This window comes from Bartonella sp. AA126HLJHH, from assembly GCF_042197425.1.
Lineage (GTDB): Bacteria > Pseudomonadota > Alphaproteobacteria > Rhizobiales > Rhizobiaceae > Bartonella.
Map to the genome: position 1 here is coordinate 1 of NZ_JBHIRU010000004.1, position 20906 is coordinate 20906.

16 protein-coding genes, 2 tRNA genes and 4 pseudogenes are annotated in these 20906 nt (G+C 38.3%); 21 read left to right on the forward strand and 1 reads right to left on the reverse strand.

The window, feature by feature from the left end:
- The 3 genes and pseudogenes from ACFIQC_RS03210 to ACFIQC_RS03220 form a co-directional block, all read left to right on the forward strand.
- A pseudogene (locus ACFIQC_RS03210) lies at positions 1 to 198 on the forward strand (filamentous hemagglutinin); the annotation flags it as partial.
- Between the two features lie 46 nt (positions 199 to 244).
- On the forward strand, positions 245 to 1033 hold the full coding sequence (locus ACFIQC_RS03215) for an AAA family ATPase (RefSeq protein WP_375706732.1): 789 nt from the start codon (positions 245 to 247) through the stop codon (positions 1031 to 1033).
- Positions 1034 to 1082: 49 nt separating this feature from the next.
- Positions 1083 to 1516 (forward strand): annotated as a pseudogene (locus tag ACFIQC_RS03220) (XRE family transcriptional regulator).
- 34 nt (positions 1517 to 1550) lie between these two features.
- Here the strand turns inward: ACFIQC_RS03220 and ACFIQC_RS03225 are convergent.
- Positions 1551 to 1626: transfer RNA gene (locus ACFIQC_RS03225), tRNA-Val, on the reverse strand.
- 173 nt (positions 1627 to 1799) lie between these two features.
- On the opposite strand from ACFIQC_RS03225, the gene ACFIQC_RS03230 reads away from it, so the two are divergent.
- The 18 genes and pseudogenes from ACFIQC_RS03230 to proS all read left to right on the forward strand — a co-directional run bounded on the left by ACFIQC_RS03230 (position 1800) and on the right by proS (position 20897).
- A tRNA-Asp gene (locus tag ACFIQC_RS03230) sits at positions 1800 to 1876 on the forward strand.
- Between the two features lie 297 nt (positions 1877 to 2173).
- Positions 2174 to 2539: an NADH-quinone oxidoreductase subunit A gene (locus tag ACFIQC_RS03235; RefSeq protein WP_005773599.1), complete on the forward strand. Its 366-nt coding sequence runs from the start codon at positions 2174 to 2176 to the stop codon at positions 2537 to 2539.
- Positions 2530 to 3111 (forward strand): NuoB/complex I 20 kDa subunit family protein, encoded by a 582-nt coding sequence (locus tag ACFIQC_RS03240; protein ID WP_375629768.1) that lies wholly within the window; start codon positions 2530 to 2532, stop codon positions 3109 to 3111. Before ACFIQC_RS03235 ends, ACFIQC_RS03240 begins: the two co-directional genes overlap by 10 nt.
- A gap of 14 nt (positions 3112 to 3125) precedes the next feature.
- Positions 3126 to 3737, forward strand: a complete 612-nt coding sequence (locus ACFIQC_RS03245; RefSeq protein WP_375613458.1) for an NADH-quinone oxidoreductase subunit C — start codon at positions 3126 to 3128, stop codon at positions 3735 to 3737.
- A gap of 121 nt (positions 3738 to 3858) precedes the next feature.
- The gene (locus ACFIQC_RS03250) at positions 3859 to 5049 is read left to right on the forward strand and encodes an NADH-quinone oxidoreductase subunit D (RefSeq protein ID WP_375613457.1); all 1191 of its coding nucleotides are present in this window, start codon (positions 3859 to 3861) and stop codon (positions 5047 to 5049) included.
- Positions 5049 to 5739, forward strand: a pseudogene (gene nuoE / locus ACFIQC_RS03255) (NADH-quinone oxidoreductase subunit NuoE). The gene ACFIQC_RS03250 and the pseudogene nuoE overlap by 1 nt, the downstream one beginning before the upstream one ends.
- A gap of 129 nt (positions 5740 to 5868) precedes the next feature.
- The gene (gene nuoF, locus ACFIQC_RS03260; protein ID WP_375629774.1) at positions 5869 to 7173 is read left to right on the forward strand and encodes an NADH-quinone oxidoreductase subunit NuoF; all 1305 of its coding nucleotides are present in this window, start codon (positions 5869 to 5871) and stop codon (positions 7171 to 7173) included.
- Positions 7174 to 7241: 68 nt separating this feature from the next.
- On the forward strand, positions 7242 to 9311 hold the full coding sequence (gene nuoG / locus ACFIQC_RS03265; protein ID WP_375629777.1) for an NADH-quinone oxidoreductase subunit NuoG: 2070 nt from the start codon (positions 7242 to 7244) through the stop codon (positions 9309 to 9311).
- A gap of 22 nt (positions 9312 to 9333) precedes the next feature.
- Positions 9334 to 10380: an NADH-quinone oxidoreductase subunit NuoH gene (gene nuoH, locus ACFIQC_RS03270; RefSeq protein ID WP_375629900.1), complete on the forward strand. Its 1047-nt coding sequence runs from the start codon at positions 9334 to 9336 to the stop codon at positions 10378 to 10380.
- A 14-nt stretch (positions 10381 to 10394) separates the two neighbouring features.
- Positions 10395 to 10886 (forward strand): NADH-quinone oxidoreductase subunit NuoI, encoded by a 492-nt coding sequence (gene nuoI, locus ACFIQC_RS03275; RefSeq protein WP_273723184.1) that lies wholly within the window; start codon positions 10395 to 10397, stop codon positions 10884 to 10886.
- A 94-nt stretch (positions 10887 to 10980) separates the two neighbouring features.
- Positions 10981 to 11601 (forward strand): NADH-quinone oxidoreductase subunit J, encoded by a 621-nt coding sequence (locus tag ACFIQC_RS03280; protein WP_375629780.1) that lies wholly within the window; start codon positions 10981 to 10983, stop codon positions 11599 to 11601.
- A gap of 14 nt (positions 11602 to 11615) precedes the next feature.
- Complete coding sequence (gene nuoK, locus ACFIQC_RS03285; protein ID WP_273791275.1) at positions 11616 to 11924, forward strand: NADH-quinone oxidoreductase subunit NuoK; 309 nt, start codon at positions 11616 to 11618, stop codon at positions 11922 to 11924.
- 6 nt (positions 11925 to 11930) lie between these two features.
- Positions 11931 to 13895 (forward strand): NADH-quinone oxidoreductase subunit L, encoded by a 1965-nt coding sequence (gene nuoL / locus ACFIQC_RS03290; RefSeq protein ID WP_375629783.1) that lies wholly within the window; start codon positions 11931 to 11933, stop codon positions 13893 to 13895.
- The gene (locus ACFIQC_RS03295) at positions 13895 to 15364 is read left to right on the forward strand and encodes an NADH-quinone oxidoreductase subunit M (RefSeq protein WP_273791287.1); all 1470 of its coding nucleotides are present in this window, start codon (positions 13895 to 13897) and stop codon (positions 15362 to 15364) included. Before nuoL ends, ACFIQC_RS03295 begins: the two co-directional genes overlap by 1 nt.
- A 17-nt stretch (positions 15365 to 15381) precedes the next feature.
- On the forward strand, positions 15382 to 16836 hold the full coding sequence (gene nuoN, locus ACFIQC_RS03300; RefSeq protein ID WP_375706733.1) for an NADH-quinone oxidoreductase subunit NuoN: 1455 nt from the start codon (positions 15382 to 15384) through the stop codon (positions 16834 to 16836).
- Positions 16836 to 17646: pseudogene (locus ACFIQC_RS03305) on the forward strand (biotin--[acetyl-CoA-carboxylase] ligase). The gene nuoN and the pseudogene ACFIQC_RS03305 overlap by 1 nt, the downstream one beginning before the upstream one ends.
- A 45-nt stretch (positions 17647 to 17691) precedes the next feature.
- Positions 17692 to 19368: a ribonuclease J gene (locus ACFIQC_RS03310; RefSeq protein WP_375706734.1), complete on the forward strand. Its 1677-nt coding sequence runs from the start codon at positions 17692 to 17694 to the stop codon at positions 19366 to 19368.
- A 203-nt stretch (positions 19369 to 19571) separates the two neighbouring features.
- Positions 19572 to 20897 (forward strand): proline--tRNA ligase, encoded by a 1326-nt coding sequence (gene proS, locus ACFIQC_RS03315; protein ID WP_375706735.1) that lies wholly within the window; start codon positions 19572 to 19574, stop codon positions 20895 to 20897.
- The last annotated feature ends 9 nt before the right edge of the window (positions 20898 to 20906 follow it).

Consider the following 20906-nt stretch of genomic DNA (forward strand, 5'->3'; position numbering starts at 1 on the left):
GAAAACACGACTATCAATCTCTATGGACCAGCCTTTAATGTTTTAGTTGCAGCCGGTCTGTTAGATTATGTGAGTGACGGCAAACAAACCACTATTGGCTTTGATGGGCATAGATATGACTTTGTAAGCCGATGGATTGGCGGCAATGGCTATACCTACGGGACAGTGCCTGCTGGTAGTAACTGGTGGAAAGAATGATGGAGAGTGATCATGAATCCCATAAGTTCCCATACTTGTCTTGGAGATGCGAGCCAAGCATGTCGGTATGTTTATGGCTCATCCAATCGAGTGCAAAATAAGAAAAAATCTTGGTATTAGTTTTCAGGAAGATATTGTCGATTGTGATGACAACGATGCTGTTAAGCAGCGTATAGGATTGATCAATGGTTATTTGAAGTCAGTAGTGAAGGAAGGTTGGGTGGATATTACTGAAGGGAAGAGCCTTTTTGATGATTGTATAATAGAAAAATCTAATAGTGATCACGATACTGTCAGTGGTTTTGTAGATTATTGTTTACAAATTAAAGCAAATAACCTCTTTTTTTATTTACATGAGAGAAGTAAAGGGTTTCGTTGGTTTTTTTGTTTTAAAGTTCTTACAGAAGTTCGCAGGCATAGAAGCAAAAATGGAATAGTTTTTTTATTGGATGAGCCAGCAAATAATTTACATATTCATCCACAGAGAAAAATATTAAGCTCCTTACAAACGTTATCGAGCATAAAGGGCAATAAAGTAATTTATTCGACGCATTCCCCTTATCTTATTAACGACGATAATTTGGATAATTTGTTTACCGTACGTAATGAAGCAAATGATTTTGAAGCGCCTCGAATTGTTTGTGAAAGATTTCTGGAATTAACTACATCTACTGAAGAAACTGTGAGGGCTGTTGAGCCTATTGTTCAAAAAACATGGATTACACACCTTGGAACAGGAGCTGATTGGATTATAAAAAAATTTAATGGAGTTGCTGCTAATGCAAAGAAGGTAAATCACATTGCTGATTGCGTGAAACATATTATTGGTGGATAATTTTCTCAGTTTATGCCGTAAAGCTTATACCCTTACGCGTTTTATTTAAATGCTTACACCCTTTGGTAAAATTTTACGGAAACTTCGCATTGATCACTCCAAACGCCTCTTAGATATGGCTAAGAAATTAGACATATCTGTAGGATTTTTATCTTCTGTCGAGATTAGCAAAAAATCTGTTCCTGTAGGACTGGAGGAAAAGATCATAGAGCTTTATAGTTTAGATCAAGAGGTAGCAGAAATTTTGAAAAGAGAATCGGATTCTTATTGTAAAAGTTTCACTATAAAGTCTTCTGATACATTTAGATGTGAAGCTGTTGGTATGTTTGCTAGACTGATAAACATTATTTCACAAGAAGATTTAGAACTATTAAAAAATTGTTAGAGAAAGCTGGCAAAAAGAATGCGCTTTGTAAAGAAAAGAATAAAAATCATATTCCCCTAACTTTATTTAGGCATCCCTTATCTTTTAAAAATATATGAAGAATCAAAAACTTAATAGGAATATAAAGCTATATGGTGGGCGATGAGAGACTCGAACTCCCGACATCCTCGGTGTAAACGAGGCGCTCTACCAGCTGAGCTAATCGCCCAATGCAATGATCAGCAATTGAATGGAGAGTCTTTAAGGAAAAATTTTTCTAAACGCAAGAATAAAGATGGGATTTGATAATTTTTTTTTAAAATGCAGAATCCTTCTTGACATAAACGCATGAACCCCTTACACGACCGCTTGTACCAAATTAAATTGGTTCGAAAAAAATGCGCGGGTGTAGCTCAGTTGGTTAGAGTGCTGGCCTGTCACGCCGGAGGTCGCGGGTTCGAGCCCCGTCACTCGCGCCATTTCGTGATTCCTTATGAAATTTCCTTTTTAAAATATCCATATGCTATGAGTAATGTGGTGGAGTGTTTGATTGGGAATAGATATGTTTTTTCTTTCTTTTTATATGGTTTATAAGAATAGGGCTTGCGTCTTTCTTTGCTCTGCGTTACCTATGCCGATAAGAGAAGTATCGCTCTGTATGCCTTAGAAGCAGTATGAATAGAGTTAATAGAGCGATTGTTAAATTTGTCTGTTTGGTCTCGCAATATTGAATCATTGTGTTAAACTCAGGCATTTCGTTACGATGGAAGAGGGTTATGGCTTATTTATTGAGCTCTTATTTGCCAGTCTTGATTTTCATTATTGTGTCAGCGGTTATTGCTGGAGTTTTGTTGATTACACCTTACATTGTAGCATATCGTTCCCCCGATCCTGAAAAATTATCGGCTTATGAATGTGGGTTTAATTCATTTAGTGATGCACGCATGAAGTTTGATATTCGTTTCTATTTGGTATCAATTTTATTTATTATTTTTGATCTTGAAGTTGCATTTCTTTTTCCTTGGGCTGTTTCATTCGAATCAATAGGTATGTTTGGCTTTTGGTCGATGATTGTGTTTTTAGCGATTTTGACTATTGGATTTATATATGAATGGAAAAAAGGAGCCCTTGAATGGAATTAATATCTAATAATTCAACGATTGAGGCTCCAAAACCAAAAGGAATCATTGATCCAAATACTGGTGGGCTGATAGGATCTGACGATAAGTTTTTTCGTGATATCAATGCTGAATTATCAGATAAGGGTTTTTTAGTTACCTCGGCAGATGCTTTGATTACTTGGGCACGTACCGGTTCTTTAATGTGGATGAGTTTTGGTTTGGCTTGTTGTGCTATCGAAATGATGCAATGCTCAATGCCTCATTATGATAATGAGCGTTTTGGATATGCACCACGAGCTTCACCCCGCCAGTCAGATGTGATGGTGGTGGCAGGTACTCTGACAAATAAAATGGCTCCTGCTTTAAGAAAAGTGTACGATCAGATGCCAGAGCCACGTTATGTGATTTCTATGGGATCATGTGCAAACGGTGGGGGATATTATCATTATTCCTATTCAGTAGTGCGGGGATGTGATCGTATCGTGCCTGTCGATATATATGTCCCAGGGTGTCCACCTACAGCAGAGGCATTATTATACGGCATATTGTTGCTACAGAAAAAAATCCGTCGTACCGGATCCATAGAGCGATAGAGAGTTTTCTTGTCATGGTGGATGAAACATTGGTTGAGCTTGCTGCTTATTTGGAAAACAAATTAAAAAATAAGCTTGAAGAGACTGTTCTTGCTTTTGGTGAATTGACCATTGTGGCACGTCTTGATGCAATTATCGATGTCTTAATGTTTGTTCGTGATGATTCTCGCTGTCAATTTATTAATCTTACAGACATTAGTGGTGTGGATTATCCTTCTCGCGATAAGCGCTTTGATGTTTCTTACCAATTGTTATCTCCTCGTGAGAATTTACGCTTACGTGTAAAAGTTCGTACAGATGAAAATACTCCTGTTGCTTCAGCTTGTACGGTTTATCCTGGCGCAGAGTGGTATGAACGTGAAACGTATGATATGTATGGGATTTTATTTTCAGGACATCCGGATTTGAGACGGATTTTAACAGATTATGGGTTTGAAGGATATCCTTTACGCAAAGACTTTCCTGTGACAGGATTTGTTGAATGCCGTTATGATAATGAAGCAAAGAGGGTGATTTATGAGCCTGTTGTTTTGCGCCAAGAGATGCGTAATTTTGATTTTCTTTCTCCTTGGGAAGGAGGACAGTATACTTTGCCATGTGATGGGAAAGCAGATGAAAAAAAATAATATTGGTTTTGATAAGGCATTATATTAGGGTACTGTATTTCTTAAATAATTAAATATTTTTTAGCGTGATAGATTTTTTTGATATTTGATATGAAGTTTTTTAAAAAGCAAGGGGTTGATTGTGGCTGAGGTCAATGTTCGAAACTTTAATATCAATTTTGGTCCGCAGCATCCTGCCGCGCATGGGGTTTTGCGCATGGTTCTGGAGCTGGACGGTGAAGTTGTTGAGCGTGTAGATCCACATATTGGGTTGTTGCATCGCGGTACTGAAAAATTAATGGAAACAAAGACTTATCTCCAAGCTGGTCCTTATCTAGATCGTTTGGATTATGTTGCTCCTATGAATCAGGAACATGCTTTTGTTCTTGCTATTGAAAAGTTATTAGATATAAAAGTTCCTAAAAGAGGGCAATTAATACGTGTTTTGTTTTCTGAAATTGGGCGTATTCTTAATCATTTGCTTAATGTAACGACACAGGCAATGGATGTTGGTGCTTTAACACCACCGCTTTGGGGATTTGAGCAACGTGAAAGATTGATGATTTTTTATGAGCGTGCCTGTGGTGCTCGTCTTCATGCAAATTATTTTCGTCCTGGTGGCGTGCATCAAGATTTACCAGAATCTTTAGTTGAAGATATTGGTGATTTTATTGATCCATTTCTTGTTTCTCTCGGAAAACTTGATGCGCTTGTGACCCCAAATCGGATTTTTAAGCAGCGTAATGTGGATATTGGCGTTGTAAGTATTGATGAAGCTTGGGCACGCGGTTTTTCTGGGGTTATGATTCGTGGAGCTGGTGTTCCATGGGATTTGCGTAAAAGTCAGCCTTATGAATGTTACGATGAAATGGAATTCGATATTCCTATAGGTAAAAATAGCGATTGTTATGATCGCTATCTTATTCGTATGGAAGAAATGCGTCAATCAGCGAAAATTATGCGCCAATGTGTGGAACGTTTACTGAGTACTGAAAAAAATGGACCGGTTTCGAGCTTGGATCGCAAAATTGTACCACCGACGCGGAGTGAAATGAAAAGCTCGATGGAAGCACTGATTCATCACTTTAAACTCTATACGGAAGGTTTTCATACACCTCCTGGAGAAGTATATGTTGCTGTGGAAGCTCCGAAGGGTGAGTTTGGTGTTTATCTTGTTTCTGATGGAACCAATAAGCCTTATCGTGTCAAGTTGCGTGCTCCTGGGTTTGCTCATCTCCAAGCTATGGATTTTTTAACCAGAGGTCATATGTTAGCAGATGCTACAGCTATTTTGGGTTCGATTGATATTGTTTTTGGGGAGGTTGATCGCTAATGTCCGTACGCCGTCTTGCAGATGATGTTTATCAGCCCGCTGAGTTTTCTTTTACAAAAGAAAATCAGATATGGGTAAAAAATACCATAAAAAAATATCCTGCAGGGCGTCAGCAGTCTGCTGTAATTCCATTATTAATGCGTGCTCAAGAGCAAGATGGTTGGGTGACACGTGCTGCGATTGAGCATATTGCTCAGATTCTTTCCATGGCTTATATCCGTGTCTTAGAAGTTGCTACTTTTTATACTCAGTTTCAGCTTAAGCCTGTTGGAACAAAAGCGCATATTCAAGTTTGTGGTACAACGCCTTGTATGTTACGTGGTTCTGACGAATTGATCAAAGTTTGTCAGAAAAAAATTCATCATGAACCTTTTGCGACCAATCAGAATGGAACCTTATCATGGGAAGAGGTAGAGTGTCTTGGTGCTTGTGTGAATGCTCCGATGGTTATGATTTTTAAAGATACTTATGAAGATCTTACAGCTGAACGCCTTGAAGAAATTATTGATGCATTTGAAGCAGGTAAGGGTTCTGAGATAGCGGTTGGTCCGCAAAATAGTCGTAAATCGTCGGAACCGATTAGTGGTTTAACTTCTCTTATTGATGATGAGAAAGAAAAAAAGATCTCTCAAGTCTTCACCAAAAAAGGATAAGGAAAGAATGGGGAACATAATTAAGTATTTTTCTTGAGAAAATATTTTATTATTCTACCCATGACGGCAACATTTAACGAAAAGTAAGAAGTCTTGAAAAGATATTTAAAAACTGCATTTGAGGAAAAGCGGAAAATGCTATGGGTAATAGAAAAAAAGGTGGGGCATGCTAGCTGATAAAGATCGTATCTTCACCAATATTTATGGTTTAAAAGACAAATCATTAAAGGCTGCGATGTTGCGTGGGCATTGGAATGGTCTGAAAGAAATGATTGACAAAGGTCGTGATTGGGTCATTGATGAAGTGAAGGCATCGGGTTTACGCGGTCGTGGTGGTGCTGGTTTTCCTACTGGAATGAAGTGGTCCTTTATGCCAAAGCAGAATGATGGGCGTCCTCATTATTTGGTTGTCAATGCCGATGAATCTGAACCTGGAACTTGTAAAGACCGTGATATTTTACGTCATGACCCCCACACTTTGATTGAAGGATGTGCAATCGCTACTTTTGCTATGGGAGCCAATGTTGCTTTTATTTATATTCGTGGTGAATATATTCGTGAACGTGAAGCGCTTCAAGCTGCCGTTGATGAATGCTATGATGCGGGTTTACTTGGTAAAAAAACGAAATATGGGCATGCTTGTGATATTGTTATTCATCATGGAGCTGGTGCTTATATTTGTGGTGAAGAAACGGCTCTTCTTGAAAGTCTTGAGGGAAAAAAGGGACAACCTCGGCTTAAACCACCATTTCCTGCCAATATGGGGATTTATGGCTGTCCAACAACAGTAAATAATGTAGAGTCTATTGCCGTTGTTCCAACGATTTTGCGGCGGGGTGCTTCGTGGTTTTCATCAATCGGACGAGCAAATAATGTTGGAACGAAATTATTTATGGTTTCAGGGCATGTTAATGCACCTTGTACATTTGAAGACGCTCTTGGTGTTTCATTCCGTGAATTAATTGAAAAACATACGGGTGGTGTTCGTGGTGGATGGAATAATCTTTTAGCAGTTATTCCAGGGGGGGCTTCTTGTCCAGTCGTTCGTGGTGAGGATATGATCGATGCGATCATGGATTTTGATGGGATGCGAGATGTCGGGTCTTCTTTTGGCACAGGGGGAATGATTGTTATGGATAAATCAACCGATATTATCAAGGCAATTTGGCGTATAGCTGCTTTTTTCAAGCACGAGAGTTGTGGTCAGTGTACACCGTGTCGTGAGGGGACGGGATGGATGATGCGTCTTTTAGGGCGTATGGTTGAGGGAAGAGCGCAAAAACGCGAGATTGATCTTTTGTTTGAAGTGTCTAAACAGGTTGAAGGACACACTATTTGTGCGCTTGGTGATGCTGCCGCATGGCCTGTACAGGGGTTGATACGTAATTTTCGTCCGGAAATCGAGCGTAGAATTGATGAATACACGCGAAATGTAGTCCAAAGCAAAAATATTGCTTTAGAAGCGGTTTAATAAAGGATTTTGTTTTAAGAGCAACCGAATGCAAATTTTAAGTGGGTTATCCGCAGGTTGGATGGGTGATGATAAATATCAAAGTTGATGGCAAAGAGATTGAAGTTCCTGATTACTACACTTTGCTTCAGGCTGCTGAGGCGGCTGGGGTAGAAATTCCACGTTTTTGTTTTCATGAATCTTTGTCAATTGCTGGAAATTGTCGTATGTGTTTAGTTGAGGTTAAGGGTGGTCCATCAAAACCTCAGGCTTCTTGTGCTATGGGGGTTCGTGATTTACGATTGGGGCCTAACGGTGAGGCACCTGAGATTTTTACCAATACACCGATGGTAAAAAAAGCACGTGAAGGTGTTATGGAATTTCTTCTCATTAATCATCCTTTGGATTGTCCAGTGTGTGATCAAGGGGGAGAGTGTGATCTTCAAGATCAAGCAATGCTTTATGGACGAGATTGTTCTCGTTATACAGAAAATAAACGTGCTGTAGAAGATAAATATATTGGACCTCTCGTCAAAACTGTTATGACACGGTGTATTCATTGTACACGGTGTGTTCGTTTTACAACGGAAGTTGCAGGTATTTCTGAACTTGGTTTGATCGGTCGTGGTGAAGATGCTGAAATTACGACGTATCTTGAAAAAGCTATGACATCTGAATTACAGGGAAATGTTATTGATCTTTGTCCAGTGGGAGCTCTAACTTCAAAACCTTATGCGTTTCATGCCCGTCCGTGGGAATTGGTAAAAACGGAATCGATTGATGTGATGGATGCGCTTGGTAGTGCTATCCGTATTGATAGCCGCGGCCGTGAAGTTATGCGGATTATGCCGCGTACGAATGAAGATGTAAATGAGGAATGGATCTCTGATAAAACGCGTTTTATTTGGGATGGATTACGGACTCAGCGGCTTGATAAGCCATATGTACGCAAAGATGGAAAGCTTCAACCTGTCAGTTGGACAGAAGCTTTTGCAAAAATTAAAATGGTAATCTCTAAAATTTTTCCAGAAAAAATTGGAGCCATTGCGGGGGATCTTGCTTCTGTTGAAGAAATGTATGCCCTTAAAGCATTATTGAGTTCTTTGGGCTCAACGCTTTTTGATTGTCGTCAAAGAGGGGGGGCTTTATCGCCAGAGTTTGGGCGCTCGAGTTATATTTTTAATCCTACAATTGTAGGTATTGAACAGGCTGATGCACTGCTTATTGTGGGATCTAATCCACGTCATGAAGCAGCTGTTTTAAATGCGCGTATTTTAAAGCGCCAACGGATGGGCAATTTTCCTATTGCATTAATTGGAGAGAAAGTCGATTTACGTTATCCTTATTCTTACCTTGGATCTGGGAGTGATACATTAACGACACTTATTCGTGGAGAGGATGTTTTTTTTAATGTCTTAAAAGAAGCGAAGAGGCCCCTTATTCTTATCGGAGAGGGAGCGGTTTCAGGAAGTGAAGGTTTATCGGTTTTAAAAAGTCTTGCTAAATTAGCTGATAATATAGGTGCTCTTAGTGAGACATGGAATGGGTTTGGGGTTCTTCATAATGCAGCATCGATTGTTGGAGGGTTGGACATAGGCTTTACTTCTAAGCTTGGGGTTGCAAATATACTTAAAACCTGTGAAGTTCTATTTTTGCTTGGTGCTGATGAAGTAGAATTAGCCAATACAAAAGCTTTTACAGTTTATATTGGGAGCCATGGTGATAATGGTGCACATGCTGCTGACGTTATTTTGCCTGCATCTGCTTACACTGAAAAATCAGGGCTTTATGTGAATACAGAAGGACGTGTTCAAATGACAAATCGGGCTGGTTTTGCTCCAGGTGAAGCAAAAGAAGATTGGGCTATTTTGCGTGCTTTATCGGATATTTTAGGACAAAAGCTCCCTTTTGATTCTCTTTCTCAATTAAGGCAATGCTTGTTTAATGATTATCCACACCTTTGTGCTGTTGATGATATAGTGCCTTCTGATATAAGTGGTCTTAAGGCGCTTGGTTCAAAAATGGTTTCTCTCGAGAGTCAAGCATTTACTTCTATGGTTAAAGATTTTTATTTAACAAATCCGATAGCACGTGCTTCTGCTGTTATGGCTGAATGTTCATCTCTTGCAAAAAAACGTGCTACACAAACAGTAAAGTAAGGGCAAAGGAAAAGGAATAATGATGTATGATTTCTTTATGACTTGGCTGTTGCCATTACTCATTATAATCGGAAAAACACTTCTTCTTTTGGTCGTTCTTTTGGTCTTAGTTGCTTATCTTCTTTATGCCGATAGAAAAATTTGGGCAGCGGTACAATTGCGTCGTGGACCAAACGTTGTTGGACCATGGGGTTTGTTACAGTCTTTTGCAGATTTAATTAAATTTGTTGTGAAAGAACCTATTATCCCAGCAGGTGCAAATAAGGGGGTTTTTCTTTTGGCTCCTTTTGTTTCAGCGACACTTGCTTTATCAACTTGGGCTGTTATTCCTGTCAATGAGGGCTGGGAGGTTGCAAAGATTAATGTTGGCTTGCTTTATATTTTAGCCATTTCATCTCTTGAAGTTTATGGTGTTATTATGGGGGGATGGGCATCAAATTCAAAATATCCTTTCTTAGGAGCTCTTCGTTCGGCGGCACAAATGGTTTCTTATGAAGTTTCCATTGGTTTTGTGCTTGTGACTGTCATTTTAATAAGTGGTTCGTTAGATCTCACAACAATTGTTTTTAAACAAACGCACGGGCTTGGTACAACTCTTGGTCTTCCTTTTAACAGTTTTCTCGATTGGAATTGGTTGGTCCTTTTTCCAATGTTTATTATATTTTTTATTTCTGCGCTTGCAGAGACAAACCGTCCTCCATTCGATTTGGTGGAAGCAGAATCTGAACTTGTTGCTGGTCATATGGTAGAATATTCTTCAACGCCTTACATGCTCTTCTTTCTAGGTGAATATGTTGCGATTGTTTTAATGTGCGCATTAACAACCATTCTATTTTTAGGCGGTTGGCTGCCTCCCTTAGATGTTTGGTGGCTTAATTGGGTTCCTGGTATCATTTGGTTTGTTTTAAAAGTTTGTTTTGTATTTTTTTGGTTTGCTATGGTCAAAGCATTTGTTCCACGTTATCGCTATGATCAGCTCATGCGGCTTGGTTGGAAGGTTTTTCTTCCTCTCTCACTAACAATGGTTGTGATAACTGCTGCTTTTTTAAAGTTTACGGATTTCGTTTAAGAGGAGATTTTACGATGTCAGGTTTTATTCAGGCGGCAAAGTCACTTCTTCTATTGGAATTTGTGAGTGCTTTTTTCTTAGCTATGCGTCAATTTTTTTCACCAAAACCCACGATTAATTATCCTTATGAAAAAGGTTTTGTATCTCAGCGTTTTCGCGGTGAGCATGCATTGCGTCGCTATCCAAATGGTGAAGAACGGTGTATTGCTTGTAAATTATGTGAAGCGATTTGTCCTGCTCAAGCGATTACAATTGAAGCTGGGCCACGGCGCAATGATGGTACACGTAGAACTGTCCGTTATGATATAGACATGGTTAAATGTATTTACTGTGGTTTTTGTCAAGAAGCCTGTCCGGTTGAAGCTATTGTCGAAGGTCCAAATTTTGAGTTTGCGACGGAAACACGTGAAGAACTTTATTATGATAAAGAAAAGCTTTTATTGAATGGAGATCGCTGGGAGCGAGAAATTGCTCGAAATATATTGATGGATGCGCCTTATCGTTAAGTGTATCGTTAAATGAGGTGTCGGATATTTTTCCGATAAATTGTAATCTGGTATGAAGTTTATACCAATTGTTTGAATAATTAAGGAGAAGCCTATGCTAACAGATCTAGCGGCGGCATTTTTCTATTTGTTTGCTTTTATTATGCTAACAAGTGCAGTTATTGTTATTACAGCACGCAATCCAGTGCATTCTGTTTTGTTTTTAATCCTCGCATTTTTTAATGCAGCAGCTTTGTTTTTACTTGCAGGAGCAGAGTTTTTGGGGCTTATTCTGCTTGTTGTTTATGTTGGAGCTGTCGCTGTTTTATTTTTATTTGTCGTTATGATGCTTGATGTTGATTTTGCTGAGTTAAAGAGTGGAACTCTTCGGTATGCTCCGATTGGGGCTCTTATTGGCATTATTATCGCTGTAGAATTGATTGTTGTTTTTATGAGTAGCTATTTTTCTCCAGTCTTGAGAACGCATGTTACGCAACCAATGCCAGATTTAGCGCAGCGAACAAATACACAAGCATTAGGTGATATTCTCTATACGGATTATGTTTTCTATTTTCAAATTGCTGGAATGATTTTATTGGTTGCAATGATTGGAGCTATTGTTTTAACACTTCGTCATAAATTAGAAGTAAAGCGGCAATCTATTGCGGAGCAAGTTTCTAGAACGGTAGAAAGTGCCATTGAAATCAAACAAGTTGAATCAGGCAAAGGTATGTAAGGGGGGCTATGTAGATGTATATTGATATTACACATTATCTCACTGTTTCTGCTTTGATGTTTACAATTGGTATTGCTGGAATTTTTCTCAACAGAAAAAATGTGATTATTATCTTGATGTCCATTGAGCTTATATTGCTTTCAGTTAATCTCAATTTTGTTGCATTTTCAGCATTTCTTCATGATCTCGTTGGTCAGGTATTCGCTTTATTTGTCTTAACCGTAGCAGCTGCTGAAGCTGCCATTGGTTTAGCAATTCTGGTCGTTTTTTTCCGTAATCGTGGTTCCATTGCGGTTGAAGATGTTAATGTAATGAAAGGCTAACCAGTGATGTATTATACGATTGTCTTTCTTCCGCTTTTGGGTTTTTTAATTGCTGCACTAGGTGGAAAAACGATAGGAGATCGTGCGAGTGAATTGATAACATGTAGCTTTATGGTTGTTGTTGCCATATTATCGTGGATAGCATTTTTCAGTATTGCACTTGGTCATATTCCAGCGATTGATGTATTGGTATTACATTGGATGACTGTTGGTGACTTAAGCTTTAATTGGGCTTTACATGTTGATACATTAACAGCTGTCATGCTTATTGTTGTAAACAGTGTTTCGGCATTGGTGCATATTTATTCAATTGGTTATATGCACCATGACCCTTCAAGGTCTCGTTTTTTTTCTTATCTTTCTTTGTTTACATTTATGATGCTTATGTTGGTCACATCCAATAATTTGATTCAGATGTTTTTTGGATGGGAAGGTGTCGGACTTGCTTCTTATTTACTCATTGGTTTTTGGTTTCAGCGCGATTCTGCTAATAAGGCCGCAATGAAAGCTTTTGTAGTTAACCGTGTTGGAGACTTTGGTTTTCTCTTAGGAATCTTTAGTATTTTTGTTTTGTTCCAATCGGTTGATTTTGCCTCTATTTTTGCAAAAGCTGCCGACAAGAGCTTTATACAAAATATGACATTTTTAGATTGGCAATTTGATGGGCAGACGGCAATTACCATTACATGTCTTTTATTATTTATTGGTGCGATGGGAAAATCCGCACAATTTCTTTTACATACTTGGCTGCCTGATGCAATGGAAGGACCAACCCCTGTATCAGCGCTTATTCATGCCGCTACAATGGTAACGGCTGGTGTTTTTATGGTTGCGCGTATGTCGCCAATTTTTGAACTTTCTTCAACTGCTTTGACCGTGATTATTATTGTTGGTGCAACAACAGCGTTTTTTGCAGCAACTGTGGGGTTGGTGCAGAACGATATTAAGCGTGTTATTGCTTATTCTACATGCTCTCAACTTGGTTATATGTTTGTGGCATTAGGTGTTGGAGCTTATGGCGCTGCTGTCTTTCATCTTTTTACGCATGCTTTTTTTAAAGCCTTATTGTTTCTTGGTGCAGGTTCTGTGATTCATGCTGTATCTGATGAACAAGATATGCGAAAAATGGGTGGGTTACGCAAACATATAAAGGTCACCTATTGGATGATGATGGTCGGGACCATTGCCTTGACCGGTGTTGGAATTCCAGGAACACTTTTCGGGACTGCAGGTTTTTTCTCAAAAGATGCGATTATAGAGTCTGCTTTTGCATCTCATAATATTGCTTCAGGATATGCTTTTTATCTTCTTGTTTTTGCTGCCTTTTTAACAAGTTTCTATTCATGGCGACTTATCTTTATGACATTTCATGGTAAACCACGGGCAACAGTTGATGTGATGCATCATGTTCATGAATCGCCTCCAGTTATGTTGATTCCACTCTTTCTTTTATCTATTGGAGCAATATTTTCTGGTGTCGTTTTCCAACCTTACTTTTTTGGTGACTTGTATAATGCTTTTTGGAAGGGAGCATTATTTACAAGCAGCCATAATCATATTCTTCATGATGCTCACCATGTTTTTAATTGGGTAAAATGGTCGCCTTTTATAGCAATGATTCTTGGGTTTATGTTGGCTTATTTATTTTATATTGTGGCTCCCTCTCTTCCCAAGAAAATGGCGCGTATTATGCCAGGAGTGTATCACTTTCTTTACCAAAAGTGGTATTTCGATCAATTATATAACTTTTTATTTGTTCGTCCTACCTTTAGAATTGGTTCTTTTCTTTGGAAAGTGGGAGACGGTAAGATTATTGATGGTCTAGGTCCCAATGGTATTGCAGCGCGTGTTGTTGATATTACAAATAGAGTTGTTCGAATGCAAACAGGCTATCTTTACCACTATGCATTTGCAATGCTTATCGGCGTTGCATTGCTCATTACATGGATGATGATCGGGGGCGTAAACTAATGACCGATTGGCCTATTCTTTCTACGGTTACATTTTTGCCGCTTGTTGGTGTTCTTCTGATTTTGTTTATCAAAGATGATAGTGAAGTAGCACGCCATAATATACGTAATGTCGCATTTTTTACGACTCTATTTGTTTTTATTATTTCTTTAATTATTTGGATAGGATTTGATTCTAGCAACCAAAATTTTCAAATGGTTGAAAAATCCAGTTGGTTAGGGGGGGGTATTAGCTATCATATGGGGGTCGATGGTATTTCTATTCTTTTTGTTGTTCTCTCGGCTTTTCTTTTGCCTTTCTGTATTTTAGCAAGTTGGGAGAATGTTAAAGAGAGATTAAAAGCCTATATGATTGCGTTTCTTCTTCTAGAAGTTGCGATTATTGGTGTTTTTTGTGCTCTTGATGCAATGCTATTCTATGTTTTTTTTGAAGGCAGCCTCATTCCAATGTTTATCATTATAGGTGTATGGGGAGGAGCACGTCGTGTTTATGCAAGTATAAAGTTTTTCTTATATACTTTACTTGGTTCAGTGCTTATGCTGGTTGCTCTTATGGTTATGTATTGGGAGGCTGGGACACTTGATATACCAACTTTACTCAATTATCAGTTTCCTGCTCATATGCAAATATGGCTATGGCTTGCATTTTTTGCTTCTTTCGCAGTTAAAATGCCAATGTGGCCAGTTCATACATGGCTTCCTGATGCTCACGTAGAAGCACCGACAGCGGGTTCTGTTATTTTAGCTGGTGTCTTACTTAAATTAGGTGGGTATGGTTTTCTTCGTTTTTCTTTGCCTATGTTTCCTATCGCTTCAGCAGATTTTGCGCCTTTTGTTTTCACATTATCGCTTATCGCTATTATTTATACATCACTGGTTGCACTTGTTCAAAGTGACATCAAAAAACTTATTGCATATTCCTCAATAGCGCATATGGGATATGTAACGATGGGTATTTTTGCTGCGAATGAACAGGGGATACAAGGGGCTATTTATCAGATGCTATCCCATGGAATTGTTTCAGCAGCATTGTTTCTTTGTGTTGGGGTTATCTATGATCGCTTGCATACACGTGAAATTTCAGCGTTTGGTGGTTTAGTGAATAATATGCCTAAATATGCTGTTGTTTTCTTAATTTTCACCATGGCAAATGTTGGTTTGCCTGGAAGCTCAGGATTTTTGGGTGAATTTTTAACCTTAATAGGTGTTTTTCAAGTAAATAAATTGGTTGTTGTTTTAGCAACAACAGGTGTTATCTTATCGGCAGCCTATGCCCTTTATCTTTATCGGCGTGTGGTTTTTGGTTCCTTGGATAAAGAGAATTTAAAAGTATTAATAGATCTTTCTTTAAGAGAAAAATTCCTCCTTTATCCAATGGTTATTCTTACAATATTCTTTGGTATCTATCCAACGCCTATTCTTAAGGCAACGGCGTTTTCCGTAGAAACCCTCATCAATAAACTGCACTAGATAAGGGAAGAATGCACATGCAAACTGAAATAATAGCGCAATTAGTCTTAATTCTTCCAGAGCTTTTAATTGCATTAGGAGCTGTCGTGCTGCTTATGATTGGTGTTTATTCCAATACACGTGCTTCTTTAACAGTGACAGGTTTAGCCATAGCAATTCTTGTGGCAACCATTATTATTCTTATAATTTTTCCGAAAAATGGTTCATTTCAAACCAATGCGCTCGTTATCGATTCCTTTAGTCGTTATATGAAAATTTTAATGCTTATTGGTGCACTCTTTTCTCTTATCATGTCTGTTGGTTTTGCCAATGCACAAAAGTTTAATATATTTGAGTTTCCAGTACTTGTTCTTTTAGCAACCCTTGGAATGATGTTTATGATTTCAGCGGGTAATATGCTGTCGCTTTATATGGGGTTAGAGCTGCAATCTTTAGCTTTATATGTTTTAGCAGCGATTAATCGTAATAATGTAAAATCTTCTGAAGCCGGTATAAAATACTTTGTTTTAGGAGCATTATCTTCAGGTTTGCTTCTTTATGGTATTTCTTTGCTTTATGGTTTTACCGGTCAAATTGGTTTTCACGAAATTGCTCTTGCTTTAAAAGGCAAAAATGTACAATTGGGGGTCATTTTTGGAATTGTCTTTATTTTAGCTGGTTTGGCTTTCAAAATTTCTGCTGTTCCGTTTCATATGTGGACACCTGATGTTTATGAAGGAGCGCCCACACCGATTACAGCATTTTTTGCTGGTGCCCCTAAAGTTGCTGCAATGGCTTTAACCATCCGTATTATTGTGGTGACCTTTATTCCCCTAGGGCGTGTTGATAACGTGATGCCTGCATGGCAACAAATTTTGGTGTTCATGGCGATTGCATCAATGATACTGGGTGCTTTTGCTGCAATCGGTCAGAATAATATTAAGCGCTTAATGGCTTATTCGTCGATCAGTCATATGGGTTATGCACTTGTTGGTTTATCTGCTGGAGATATGCTTGGGATAAAAAGTGTTATCCTTTATATGACTATTTATCTTGGAATGACGCTTGGTTCATTTGCCTTTATTCTTGGAATGCGCTCTCAGAATGGAAATGTTGAAAATATTTATGATCTTTCAGGGTTAGCAAAGACGAATCCGTTTATGGCTGTTGTGATGACAATACAGCTTTTCTCTTTAGCTAGTATACCACCTATGGCTGGTTTTTTTGGAAAGTGGTATACCTTTTCTGCTGCTGTCCACGCTGGACTTACGCCACTTGCTGTCGTTGGGATGATAGCGTCTGTCGTTGGGGCTTTTTACTATTTGCGAGTCATTAAAATTATGTGGTTTGATGATGCACAAGCGCATTTTGTTGCTTTATCGAAAGAGCTTCAATTTTGTCTTGGTCTTTCTGTATTCTTTATTTTATTTTACGCGCTTTTTGGAGTTTGGTTCGCTGAGCTAGCAGAAAAAGCAGCAACAGCATTGTTTTAATGAATATGGTTTATACTTTATCAGATTTTGCACAAAAACAGGGATACACTGTTGAAGCGTACGATAGTGTTGATTCAACAAATCTCATTGCGCAACGAAAAGCGCAAACTGGTCATCAAGGTAATCTTTGGATTGTTGCACAAGAACAATCACAGGGAAGAGCAAGAAGAGGGAGGACTTGGTCTAGTCCAAAAGGGAACCTTTATTCTAGTCTTTTATTAATTGATGATATTGTTCATCAAACTGCGGCTCAACTTGGTTTTGTTGCTGGAGTAAGTGTGGCAGAGGCAATAAAACAATTGATAAAAGAGGAAAAGCAGACAAACAATATTGTGAGCTTAAAATGGCCAAACGATATTTTGCTCAGAGGAGAAAAAAGCTCTGGAGTTTTGCTTGAGATTTTAAAATTGTCATCACAACAATATGCCTTGGTTATTGGTATTGGAATAAATGTGAAATATAATTATGAAGATGCGCCCTATTCCACTTCAAGCTTAAAGAATATCGGTTTGCATATTGATGCAGAACAATTATTTACGGTTTTGACGGAGTGTTTTTCTAAAAATTACCTTCTTTGGAAACAACCAAAAGGATGTGAAATAATCCGAAAAAAATGGCTTTTATACTCCGCTCATCTTGGGAAATATGTCAAAGTGGTGAATGATGAAAAAGTCATTGAGGGTATTTTTGATGGTCTTGATAGTGATTTTAACTGCATCATAAAGCAAAAAGACGGTCAGACAGCAATTATAACAGCTGGGGATGTTCATTTTGGTTTGGCTGATTCTGTCTAATGCAGGCCGTTGTTGAAAAATTATTTTATCATCAAATACCTTAATGATTTGGGAGATGTTTATGGTTGCAGCCAATAAGAATGAATTTGTTTTTTTACCTCTGGGAGGTGTAGGTGAGATAGGGATGAATTTAGCTGCTTACGGATTTGGTCCCCAAAGTCTTCGTGAATGGCTGCTGGTTGATATGGGGGTTAGTTTTGCTGGTTCTGAATTACCAGGTGTCGATCTTGTTTTGCCTGATATTCGTTTTCTAGAAAGTGAAAAACACAATATACGGGGTCTTGTTTTAACACATGCACATGAAGATCATTATGGGGCCGTTCTTGATTTATGTCCAAAGTTACAAGTACCGATTTACTGTACGCCTTTTACGGCAGGATTATTGGAAACTAAAAAACAATTAGATTTTGAATCTCAAAAAATTTTACTCAATATTTTTCAAGCTAGTGATTGTTTTCAGGTAGGTTCCTTTGCTGTAGAGGCTATAGCCGTTAACCATTCAATACCAGAATCTGTATCTTTAGCAATTACAACCTCTTTGGGGACTGTGATTCATACTGGTGATTGGAAAATTGATCATACCCCTTCACTCGGGGCTGTAACCGATGAAAAAAGATTTCGTGCTTTAGGCAAAAAAGGTATTTTAGCATTACTTTGTGATTCCACAAATGCATGTCGGGATGGTATCTCTCCTTCAGAACAGCAAGTTCAAGCCAGTCTTTCAGAGATTATTTCTAAAGCTGAAGGGCGCGTTGCGATAGCAACTTTTTCTTCTAATATTGGTCGGATACGTTCTATTGCTCTTGCAGCTGAAGCTGCTGGACGTAAGGTGCTTGTCATTGGGCGTTCCCTTAAGCGAAGTATTATGGTTGCACAAGAGCTTGGTTATATGAATGATTTAGCACCATTTGTAACGGAAGATGATTATGGCTACATCTCGCGAAAAGATCTTGTTTTAATTGTCACAGGGAGCCAAGGTGAGCCATGTGCTGCTTTGGCTAAACTGTCACGTGATGGAATGAAAAATATTGCACTTTCCGCTGGTGATACCGTTATTTATTCATCACGAAGTATTCCAGGAAACGAAAAAGCGATTATTGAGGTACAAAATCGTTTCATTGATTTGGGTATTAAAATTATTACGAATGAAGATGCACTTGTTCATGTTTCAGGTCATCCCCGTCGTTCAGAACTTTTACAGATGTATGATTGGATAAAGCCACAAATACTTGTCCCTGTACATGGGGAAGCAATGCATCTTAAGGCTCAGGCAATTTTAGCACGTCAAGCGGGTATTAAAACTGTTATGGATATCAGAAATGGCTATATGTTACGTCTTGCACCAGAGCCTGTAGAAGTTATTGATCAAGTTCCTGTTGGCCGCATCTATAAGGATGGTTGCTTAATTGGAGATGAAGATGAATTAGGGATTCGTGAACGCCGTAAACTAAGTTATGCTGGTCATGTTACTATTTCTCTCCATATAAATAGTAAGCATGAATTATTAGGGGATATAGGTCTAACAACATTCGGGTTACCTGAAAGTAATGGAAAGGGGGAAAGTTTAAAAGATATTCTTTTAGATATCGTAGAAAACACAGTTTATAATATCCCACGCATGAAACAGAAAAATAATGAACTTATTCGAGAGGCAACACGACGTGCAGTAAGAGCGGCTGTTCATGAAATTTGGCAAAAAAAACCTATCTGTACAGTTTTTTTACATCGGTCAAAATAAAAGAACTTTTCTATTACGTTATTAAAAAAGAGAAGAGCATTTTTATTTTATTGCTAAATAAGAAAAATAGAGAATAAAGCACAATAAATTTTTAAATGATAAGATCGTTATATTTGCAAGTATTCAGAATGCGGCTATAGATGAATAGAGGGTGTGATAAATTGTTCCGATATGATATATCTGATTAGGAGTTAATTATTTCAATGCGTCTTTCTCAATATTTCCTTTCACTTTTAAAAGAGAATCCTAAAGAAGCAGAAATTGTTTCTCATCGCTTCATGTTGCGCGCTGGAATGATTCGACAACAAACATCAGGGATTTATTCTTGGCTTCCTTTGGGAAAAAAAGTGCTTGATAAAGTTTGTAAAATTATTCGTGAAGAGCAAGAACGTGCGGGTGCAATAGAAATATTGATGCCTACAATTCAGTCTGCTGATCTTTGGCGTGAAAGCGGTCGTTATGATGATTATGGTTTGGAAATGCTCCGCATTAAAGATCGTCAAAAGCGTGATTTACTTTATGGTCCAACCAATGAAGAGATGGTAACAGATATTTTTCGCTCTTATGTTCGTTCTTATAAAGATCTTCCGCTTAATTTATACCATATTCAATGGAAATTTCGTGATGAAATTCGTCCACGTTTTGGTGTGATGCGAGCACGAGAATTTTTAATGAAAGATGCTTATTCTTTTGATCTTGATTATGAAGGCTCTGAAACATCTTATAATCGTATGTTTGTTGCTTATTTACGCACTTTTTCTCGCCTTGGCTTAAAAGCAATTCCTATGCGTGCAGATACAGGTCCAATAGGGGGGGAACTCAGTCATGAATTTATCATTTTGGCTGAAACAGGAGAGAGTGCTATCTTCTGTGATAAACAATTTCTTGAACTTACCGTTCCTGATAGTTCAATCGATTTTAGTGATAAAGCTGTTTTAGATGATATTGTTAAGCAATGGACATCTTTTTATGCAGCAACGGAAGAAATGCATAATGAAGAGGAGTGGGCTAAAGTTTCTGATCATAATCGTCTTTCAGCGCGCGGTATTGAAGTAGGGCATATTTTCCACTTTGGTACTAAATATTCTGCTCCAATGGGAGCAAAAGTTATGGGACAAGATGGAAAAGAGCATGTGGTCTCTATGGGATCTTATGGTATTGGGCCTTCGCGTCTTGTTGCGGCCGCTATTGAGGCTTCTCATGATGAAAATGGTATTATTTGGCCAAAGTCGATGGCACCGTTTGATTTTGGGATTATCAATATGAAGCCCGATGATGAAAAATGCACACAGGCATGTGAGTTTCTCTATCAGGGATTAAAGAAGGTTGGTTTTGATCCGTTATTAGATGATAGAAATGAACGCCCTGGATCAAAATTTGCAACAATGGATTTGATTGGTTTGCCAACGCAAATCATTGTTGGTCCTAACAGTATTGCACAAAATGAAGTTGAAATTAAAGATCGAAAAACAGGAATAAAAAAATCTCTAAAGGTTGAAGATGTGCTCAGCCAACTTTCTATAATTTAATAGGAAATA